Source organism: Arenibacter catalasegens, from assembly GCF_002909235.1.
In the GTDB taxonomy this organism is placed as follows: Bacteria; Bacteroidota; Bacteroidia; order Flavobacteriales; family Flavobacteriaceae; genus Arenibacter; species Arenibacter catalasegens.
Genome location: NZ_PHQQ01000054.1, coordinates 1 through 9,126, shown reverse-complemented (window position 1 = coordinate 9,126; position 9,126 = coordinate 1). Strand labels below are relative to the sequence as shown.

General features: G+C 38.4%; 7 protein-coding genes. 3 read left to right on the top strand and 4 right to left on the bottom strand.

Features of this window, described 5'->3' with window-relative positions; all coding sequences use genetic code 11:
* Positions 1–432: 432 nt before the first annotated feature.
* Positions 433–1,812, top strand: coding sequence for a transglutaminase-like domain-containing protein (locus tag CWD90_RS22520; protein WP_103478309.1), 1,380 nt, complete (start codon positions 433–435; stop codon positions 1,810–1,812).
* On the opposite strand, the gene CWD90_RS22515 is transcribed toward CWD90_RS22520, so the two are convergent.
* On the bottom strand, positions 1,804–2,037 hold the full coding sequence (locus CWD90_RS22515; RefSeq protein WP_103478308.1) for a hypothetical protein: 234 nt from the start codon (positions 2,035–2,037) through the stop codon (positions 1,804–1,806). The two genes, CWD90_RS22520 and CWD90_RS22515, sit on opposite strands and share 9 nt — an antisense overlap.
* Positions 2,038–2,393: 356 nt before the next feature.
* Between CWD90_RS22515 and CWD90_RS22510 the strand changes: the two genes are divergently transcribed.
* Positions 2,394–4,421, top strand: a complete 2,028-nt coding sequence (locus tag CWD90_RS22510) for a M13 family metallopeptidase (protein WP_103478307.1) — start codon at positions 2,394–2,396, stop codon at positions 4,419–4,421.
* An 84-nt stretch (positions 4,422–4,505) separates the two neighbouring features.
* On the opposite strand, the gene CWD90_RS22505 is transcribed toward CWD90_RS22510, so the two are convergent.
* From CWD90_RS22505 to CWD90_RS22495, 3 genes are all read right to left on the bottom strand, one after another.
* Positions 4,506–5,234: a c-type cytochrome gene (locus tag CWD90_RS22505; protein WP_157941309.1), complete on the bottom strand. Its 729-nt coding sequence runs from the start codon at positions 5,232–5,234 to the stop codon at positions 4,506–4,508.
* Between the two features lie 11 nt (positions 5,235–5,245).
* Positions 5,246–6,715: a flavin monoamine oxidase family protein gene (locus CWD90_RS22500; RefSeq protein ID WP_239986595.1), complete on the bottom strand. Its 1,470-nt coding sequence runs from the start codon at positions 6,713–6,715 to the stop codon at positions 5,246–5,248.
* Positions 6,716–6,884: 169 nt separating this feature from the next.
* Positions 6,885–7,745, bottom strand: a complete 861-nt coding sequence (locus CWD90_RS22495) for a sigma-70 family RNA polymerase sigma factor (protein ID WP_103478305.1) — start codon at positions 7,743–7,745, stop codon at positions 6,885–6,887.
* Positions 7,746–8,820: 1,075 nt separating this feature from the next.
* On the opposite strand from CWD90_RS22495, the gene CWD90_RS22490 reads away from it, so the two are divergent.
* On the top strand, positions 8,821–9,045 hold the full coding sequence (locus tag CWD90_RS22490; protein WP_103478304.1) for a hypothetical protein: 225 nt from the start codon (positions 8,821–8,823) through the stop codon (positions 9,043–9,045).
* Positions 9,046–9,126 lie beyond the last annotated feature (81 nt).

Genomic DNA, 9,126 nt, shown 5'->3' with positions numbered 1-9,126 from the left:
CGCACAAAACAAATTGAAAAGAAAACAGTACAAATCAAAAAAGCTGAACAATGTTATCATTGTTCAGCCTTAATATTTAAATTTAATCCTTCAATAATCTGTATCGATTATTTAGGATGAGACAACTTATAGAGTTAATTCTTAAGGAGGGATTAAATAAAGTACACTTAAAGCATTACTTTAAGATCATTCGAAGCATGTGAGCTAGAAAATAGAGCCTTTCTAAAGGCCTCCACTTCAATATTGCTAATTGGGAGTAGGGAAATACGTCTAATTTTTAGTGTTCGGCTTGTTCCTTATCCAATATTTTTAGCCATAATTTTAGTGAATGGAATGGAATTGAAAATGTATAATCACAAAGGGATTAAACCGCTCTATTGGGAGAACCATGAAATTGTTGTAAATTAATGGAAATCTTAATCCTATCCCAGCATGAATGTCTTTCGCATAATCTTTGCGATTCTAGTTGCTACCTTGATGGCCTGCAATTCCAATCCAAAACAAAAAAAAGTAGAAACGCTTGCAGTCAAAGATATTCCCAAAGTAGTAACGGCAGATATAGAGGCGGGTATTAAGGCTAATATCGCCAAAAAGGTAGAAGAAGGAGGCGGATATTTTAATATGACTGGAGATGGGAAAGACCTACGTCTGCAATTGGTACGTGTTCATACCGAGTACCTATCCAATTTGGGACCTCAACGTCATTTTGCATGTGTAGATCTGGCGGATATAAGTGGTGATGTGTATGATGTGGATTTTTTCTTGGAAGGAGATCCAGGAAGTATGGCCGTTACCGAAACAACCTTGCATAAACTCAACGGTAAACCCTTTTACACATGGAAGCAACGTAAAGACAAGACGTGGTATAGACTGCCTGTCCAAAACGCTTCCTCAGATTTACTCGGAGTCAAAGAAGGGGAGGACCAATTTGAATTTCATTATGAGGTTACACTACCGGAAATGAAGGAATCGGCAAAAATGTGGATTCCTGTTCCACAGACAGATCGCTTTCAAACTGTGGTGTTAAGGACTATTGAAGCTCCCGCGGAACATCGGATACTTGAAGAAAAACATTATGGCAATTCGATTTTATATATGGAACTTTCTCCGGAACATAGTGGAAAGAAATTAGAACTGGTTTACGATGTAGTAAGGCAGGAGAAAAAGCCGTATGAAGAAGAAGCGTCTCCAACTAGATATCTTAATGCCAGTTTATTGATGCCTGTAGGTGACCGATTTAAGATTTTGGCAGATTCGATCATAGCACAAAAAAGTAGCGAAGGAAGCATCATGCAGGCACGTGCCCTGTACGATTATGTAATAGACAACATGCGTTACATAAAGGCAGGGAAATATGGTACGGGTGATGCCGTTTACGCCTGTGATGCACTAAGTGGCAATTGCACAGAGTTTCATTCTTTGTTCATTTCTCTGGCCAGATCGGCAGGAATACCATCACGATTTGCTGTCGGAGCGTCGATTCCATCCGATCGAGACGAGGGAGGCATAGATGGTTATCACTGTTGGGCAGAATTTTATGCAGAGGGCAAATGGTGGCCTGTAGATATCAGTGAAGCCAATAAATACACGGCTCTCGCTACCTACTATTTTGGCCGACATCCGGCAAATCGAATAGAATTCAGTCGTGGACGTGATCTTCAAATAGAACCTGGTCCATATTCTGGACCAATCAATTTCCTGGCATATCCAGTCATGGAAATAGGTAAAAACCCAGCGTTCCCTAAAACAGTTTTCTCGTTTTTAAGGAAAGCTGAATCTACCACCTCAGAAAAACTAGTAAGCCTATTCTGATAAGGAATCCTTGGGATGTTCTTCACCTTCTTTTTTGGGGTGTTCGTCACCATCATTAGTAGGGTGTTCCTCATGGACAGCACCTTCTTCCGTGGGATGCTCTCCTTGTTGTTCAGTCTTTTCCTCTTTTTTCTGGTCCCTACAAGAGCTTAATGTCCCTGCTGCAATGAAGCCAAATAGGAGCATTACCAAAGTAAAGTGTTTAAGTTCTTTTAATCTGCTCATAATATCTAGTGTTTTAAGAATCAAGCAAAACGGATACTAAGTACTTGATTCTCTTAAATATACCCCTTTTTAACCTAAATCCATTGTCTCACCACAAATTTAAATTGCTCCTTAAAGATATGGACCTTGTTCTCTGTGCTGGCCAACTTTTATTTGTTCATTAATATTACCCTTCTTGTGGGTTATTTCAATTGGTCTCTTTCTGCTTTAAACCATATAAGGAAACGTGCTTTGTCATAATCATTCAAGTTTATCCTTAAGTTGTATTTTGAAGGAAAAAGTGTAACCGATCCTCAATATCCGGTTTAATTTAGACTATAATTAATGCTTATATTTGAGAAACATATCGTATCCACATGAAAAATTTTGTTTTGTTGCCACTGCTTATCTGCCTGACAATTTCCTGTAAAAATGAGTCTTCCAATAAAAATGATCTTCAAGCCGAAGATAAAACGGTGGTTTTTAATGGTATTTCAGACTCCATAAAACCAGGGGATAATTTCTTCGACCACGTTAATAAAACATGGTATGACGAAGCTGTTATTGCAGAAGACCAGGTAGGGGTAGGGTCGTACCGTTTTTTAAATATTCCACAGCAAGAATTATTGCAAAAAATCTTGGATGAAGTTTCTGAAGGGGAACATATAAAAGGAAGCATTGAGCAACAGGTAGGCGATTTTTATGCCTCGGGTATGGATACTATTGGCATAGACCAGAGGGGGAGTACTCCCATAGTGCCAATTTTAGAAAGGATAGATGCCATAACCGATATTCCTGCTATGATGCAGTTTGTTGCCGACCAGATAAAATCGGGCGACTATTCCTTGATTGCCCCTTATATTTCCCCGGATCAAAAAAATAGCGCCATCAATATTTTGCACTTCACTCAAACAGGTCTAGGCCTGCCTGATAGGGATTATTATTTTGGCGATGATCCTTCTGTGAAAAAAATTCAAGAAGCCTACAAAACCTACCTTACCACTATATTTAAATTGATAGATGAAGCAAATGCCGATCAACGTGCCAATACCGTGTACGCTATTGAAAAGCAATTGGCAAAAGTTCATAAAACACGAGTAGAAAGAAGAGTAATTAAGGAAAACTATCATAAACTTGCCGTTTCTGACTTGGATAAAACCCAAGGTAACCTGGGCTGGAAAATTATGTTGGAAAACTTAGGTGCCGATGTGGATTCGGTGGATGTTGGCCAGCCGGCATATTACGAAACCTTAAACGGTTTGCTGACTTCTATACCTTTAAAAGATTGGAAGGTATTTTTAAAAGCCAACTCAATTGGGTCTCACGACGATATTTTGAGCATCCCTTTTCGAGACGCGGCCTTTGAATATTCTAAGGTATTATCCGGACAGTCAGAACAACAAGCTCGCAAATTACAAATGACACGTAATGTAGACCAGCAAATAGGTTTTGCCCTTGGGCAGTTGTATGTAAAGCGTTACTTTAATGAAGACGCAAAAAAGCGTGCATTGGACCTGGTCAATAATTTTCAGAAAACCTTGGAAAAACGTATTGAGCAGTTGGATTGGATGAGCGATAGGACCAAGTTAAAGGCCAAGGAAAAACTCTATGCTATAAGTAAGAAAATAGGATATCCGGATGTTTGGCGAACCTACGACGCAGAAATAGATAGAGAAAAATTCTTTGAAAATGTGGTGGCCTTACGGCAAGACGAATACCAGTATGAATTGGCGGATCTAAATAAAGCACCCAATAGGAATCAGTGGCATACCACTCCGTCTACGGTAACAGCCTATTATAACCCATCCCTGAACGAAATTGTATTTCCGGCAGGTATATTACAGTCGCCCTATTTTGATCTTTATGCGGACGATGCCGTTAATTACGGAGGCATTGGGATGGTAATCGGGCATGAATTTACGCATGCCTTCGACGATCAAGGAGCACAATATGATAAAAATGGAAATGTATCCAATTGGTGGACAGAAGACGATTACACGAAATTTAAAGCCAAAACACAACAAATTATTGACCAGTATAGTGAATTTACCGTATTGGATAGCCTACACCTCAAAGGAGCCCTAACCGTGGGTGAAAACACGGCAGATAATGGGGGAATTGCCATTGCCTATGATGCCTTTAAATTGACAGCACAAGGACAGGACACAACAAAAATTGGCGGCTTTACACCAGACCAACGCTTCTTTTTATCCATTGCACGTATTTGGCGTGTTAAAATGCGTGATGAATTTTTACGAAACTATGTAACCACGGATCCGCATTCCCCTCCTATGTGGCGTGTTAATGGACCCTTAATGAATTTTACTCCCTTCTATGATGCCTTTGACGTGCAAAACGGAGAAAACAATTTTAAACCTGAATCCGAAAGGATCAAAATTTGGTAAAGGTTAACGAAGGTGAGTAAAAATTACTTTGTGGATTGTCTAATAAATCGGCCCCTTGGAGCATTGGCCTAGTTCTATCACGAATCAGTCGCTTTTTAATATAAGTGTTACTTGGGCTTGTTTGCTATTATGTCTTTGATCATTTGAGCCATGATCACTATACCTTGCCGTCAAAACAATGATACCTTTTTCCGAGACAGACTCAGATTGTTCCTTCGTTTTGATGGTACCTTTAATTCCCGCTAGATAATTTTTATTTGAATCTAAATTATTAGCCAAAATCCATTGTACCATTTCTTGGACCTGTCCAACCATCAAATCTGGATGGGGGGGCATTTTCTCATCACCCCAAAAAGAAGTGCTCCCTGTAATTATTTTTTCAGCCAGGGATTCTATTGCATTTTGGTCATTATTGTATTTGGCCGCAATTCGTTCAAACGATGGACCTATTAATGTTCCTTTAGCTCTGTGGCAATTAAAGCAGCTTGAATTGCCCATCTGGAACAATGGTTTATAATTGGTGTTGGACTCACGCTGCAAATAGGTCTTAACCTCAGATAAATCATGCAAATACTTTACGACCAATAGCACTTCGTTCGGATTAATTTCATCGTATTCAGAATTGCCATCCTCATCATCTAAAACCTGTATTTCATACGGTAAAATGGAGTTCCAACTAAATGTACTGTTGGCAACAGGTACAATTATTCTAATTTCTGGAGGGTTGTTTTCTTGAATTTGAAACGATGAAAAACCCAAGAATAAATAAAGGCAAACAGAAAAGATAATACCAATAATCATATTTTGTCGCATCCTATCAGGGATTAGAGCTGGTCTATGGTTTCTGCTACCCGGTTAGCGGATCTAGTAGCAGCTTCTGTGCCCCAATTAAGGTTATCTGCATAAGCACCTGCAAAATGAATCCGTCCTTCAGGTTCTATGATAAGGGGCCAAAATTTATTGAGCGCTCCAATAGGAAAGGCAGTTCTTTCACAATTGGGCGAATATTTCTGTTTGGTCCAGTCCCGACCAACAGCCAATTCAATCGAATCCCCTTTTCCTGGATAGACTTCGCGAAAAGCTGCCAATGCTCGTTGGGGTGAAACCCCGCCCGGTCCTGTCCCAAGTACGATCACACGATGGGTATCAACTTCCTCAGCAGATTGCCATACTTCCCAGAGATCCGGATGATCCAGACTCATGTTAATATCCTTAAAACCGTCATCTTCCCAGAACTTGGAGCTCGCCTGAAATACAAACCGTTGGTAAGAATCATAGGTGATGTTTTCGTTGATATATTTTTTGTTATCAGGTAGTGCAGGTTGTATAGGGATATTTTTAAGGGTTGGCAGCGGAATGCAATTCACAAAATAATCACCGGTAATTTCTTTCACCTCTTTTTGCCGTTCATAGGTAACGGTTACCCCTGTTTCTCCGTTAGTTATTGCGGAAATGGGACAATTAAGCCAAACTCTGGATCCCAATCTTTTGGCAAAAGCGTTCGGTAACATTTGGTTCCCTCCTTTTAATCTAAAAACCTCGGTGGGGTAGGTTGCAACGCCCCTCATTTTTAAGATGGCAGCATACCACAATTCATAAAGTGCGGAAGAGTTATTTCCTCCCAAAAAACCCAAGGCTGCTGGGGAAGCCCCTTCTTTTTTGTAAATATCCGACATGGGTACATTGTCCAATGAATCATACCCTAGGTTAAAAGGTTGGTATTCATCTTTAAAGGTGTCCAAGTATGGCTTGGTATAAAGCGACTTTAAATCGGACCAAGGATGGGTAGATAAATAGCTTATTTCTCTTTTGTTAAATCCAAAACCCTTCAATATTGTAGGATCCTGGAGCATTTGTTCGGTATAGAACTTTCCATTGATTCTCCGTTTTAAATTTTTTCTTCTAGGGTAGGGAAGTGCGGTAATGTTGAATTCACTCAGGTATTCCCAATATCTTTCGTAGCCGGGTTTAACAATGTGTTCCTGTCCGAAATCCCCATAAAGCCCGTCGGATAATTCGTCTCGTGTGGTATACACATGTCCACCATGTCTGCCAGATGCTTCCAAAACAATAACCTCATGGCCCTTTTTCATCAGTTCATAGGCACAGCATAAACCACCAATTCCTGCACCCCCAAAAATTATTTTTTTTGAAGCTGTTGAAGGTTTAGGCCATTCGGAGGCCTGGTCCTCTTGTACAATATTAGCGTTTAATGAATTAATAGGTAGAACAGTGGCCCCAACTCCTGCGGTGACCACATTTTTCATAAAAGTTCTTCTTTTTAGATGGCTCATAAATGGTGTATTAAATCCTGGAAGGGCTATGTTGGCTGTAATGAATATACGAACTTTTTTCAAGCTGCCATATGTAATTCTCCGCAACAAATAAGTGGTGCCTGGAACAAGTAAAAGCCGACTTTTGGGAAGTCGGCTTTTATACTAAATATATATCGTTTATGAACTCCTACAAATAATCTTTTAAAATTTGATTACGTGATTTGTTTTGTAGAATTCGAATCGCTTTTTCTCTAATCTGTCTTACACGTTCTCTGGTTATATCAAATATTTCGCCAATTTCGCTCAGGTTCATTGGGGTTCTGTGTCCAATACCATAGTAGAGACGTAAAATGTCACTTTCTCTATTTGGTAGTGTTTTTAATACTTGATCAATATCCGTTTTAAGGGAGTCCTTCATCATTTTAGCATCAGGACTGCTAGCTTCCTTAGATTTTATTACATTGTATAAATTGGATGATTCCCCTTCCGCAAAAGGTGCGTCCATGGACAAATGCTTTCCTGTATTTTTAATGGCAAGTTTAACCTGATCGGGACCCATATCCAGCTCCCTAGCTATTTCGACAGCACTTGGGGGCCGTTGATGGGTCTGTTCTAAAGAAGAGTATACCCTATTTATTTTACTTATTTCACCAATTTTGTTCAAAGGCAATCGCACCATACGCGATTGTTCGGACATCGCCTGCAATATAGCTTGGCGTACCCACCACACTGCGTAAGAGATAAATTTAAAACCTCTCGTCTCGTCAAACCGTTTAGCTGCTTTGACCAATCCAATATTTCCTTCGTTGATCAAATCGGAAAGGCGTAAACCGTTTCCTTGATATTGTTTTGCGGCAGAAACCACAAAACGTAAATTGGCGTTTACTAATTTATTAAGGGCAATCTGATCTCCTTCACGTATTCTTTTGGCCAGTTCTACTTCCTCATCTGCGGTAATCAAATCAATTTTTGATATTTCTTGAAAGTACTTTTCTAATGATTTTGTATCTCTGTTTGTAATTTGTTTGGTGATCTTAAGTTGCCTCATATATTTGTTTTAATTAATAATTCTTATCTATAATCTACTCTTTTTTTGCAGAAATCCTAATAAAATTACAATTTCTTTGATTTTTATTTAAAAAATTAATAAAAACTAGTCTTTTTATGCAGTTTTCGAGGTCTTTTTCTATAAATAATGGAATAAAATTGGTAAACCGATACAGGGGGCTAGCTGTTAGCAAAAGTTAATTAAGAGTTCACGAGGCCCAATTGCGAGGAGGTAGAAATGGCCAGAATACCGTATTACAAGTTTTTGTGGGTTACTTATTTTTTTAAAAAGCATTCTTTTAAATTTTAATCGACACAATTTGGTACTACGTTTAGTACTAAAAATCCGTAGAGCCAATTTTTCGCATAAAAAATTTATATTAAAATGTCTTGCGTAAAGCCTGTCCTGAGTTGGCCACCGGTGCACTTTGCTTTGAGGCATAAAAATGTAAGGTTTGCTAGATCTTATGTTATCATTGGGTTGGAGTTCTGGGGTATTTGATCCTTCACTTTTTTATGGCAGTTCTTCTGCCTTAACTGTGGTAATCACCTCAATTTTTGATATAACTAGAAAGTATTGTTCCATTTATTTTGATCCTCTACTTGTAAATTGTTTGGGGATCATAAGCGCCTAATTATTTAGTTTAATAACTATTTCCTCTATATGATATAGTGTTTTTTTTGCCAAAAGGTATATATATTTGACCCTAAGCAGAGTACTTTTTGTAAAAAAATTCCTTCAAATTAACTTTTAATCAATATATTACAAATAATGGCATAATCAGAAAGTGACATTTCTATTGCACCTATTCCGGTTTAATTAATAAATACACTACGAAGTAGGTGAGATTCTAGTAGCATTGCATGGGTTAAGGAGGAAATCATAAAGTGGGTAAAGTTTTAATATAATTATTACCACGAGGGTTCCGATATCCAATATTTAAAACAATTAAATGGTAGTATAATTAACAACTACCTATAAAATATTTTGACATATTAAGGTTTGGGTTGAGCGAAGTTTACAATCTTAAGGCTCTTGAATTTAAACGACTCAACTAAATTAGAAGATTATAATTATGAGTGATCAGGATAAATCCAGGGAAGAGATTCGAGATGATTTGAAGGAATTACAGCAAGAATTTTTAAATTCAATAAAAGACATTGATACCGACAGACGCAATCAACTTCAGCAAGAATTGAGGATTGCTATTCAAGGAGTTTCATTACAAAACGAAGAGAAAGCAAAACGGGTCGCCCTACACTACTCCCCATCTGTAAGACAGCTTAAAGGTATTCCTTAGTTTATCATGATGCCATTTTTTTAGCATTATAAATTTGATCGGGCGGCACTTTTCCTATTTCGGTATGCCTTCTTTTGGTAT

Coding starts and splice junctions, on each gene's coding strand:
- CWD90_RS22520 (WP_103478309.1), top strand. CDS start 433: ATGAATGTCTTTCGCATAATCTTTGCGATTCTAGTTGCTACCTTGATG.
- CWD90_RS22515 (WP_103478308.1), bottom strand. CDS start 2,037: ATGAGCAGATTAAAAGAACTTAAACACTTTACTTTGGTAATGCTCCTA.
- CWD90_RS22510 (WP_103478307.1), top strand. CDS start 2,394: ATGAAAAATTTTGTTTTGTTGCCACTGCTTATCTGCCTGACAATTTCC.
- CWD90_RS22505 (WP_157941309.1), bottom strand. CDS start 5,234: ATGCGACAAAATATGATTATTGGTATTATCTTTTCTGTTTGCCTTTAT.
- CWD90_RS22500 (WP_239986595.1), bottom strand. CDS start 6,715: ATGAGCCATCTAAAAAGAAGAACTTTTATGAAAAATGTGGTCACCGCA.
- CWD90_RS22495 (WP_103478305.1), bottom strand. CDS start 7,745: ATGAGGCAACTTAAGATCACCAAACAAATTACAAACAGAGATACAAAA.
- CWD90_RS22490 (WP_103478304.1), top strand. CDS start 8,821: ATGAGTGATCAGGATAAATCCAGGGAAGAGATTCGAGATGATTTGAAG.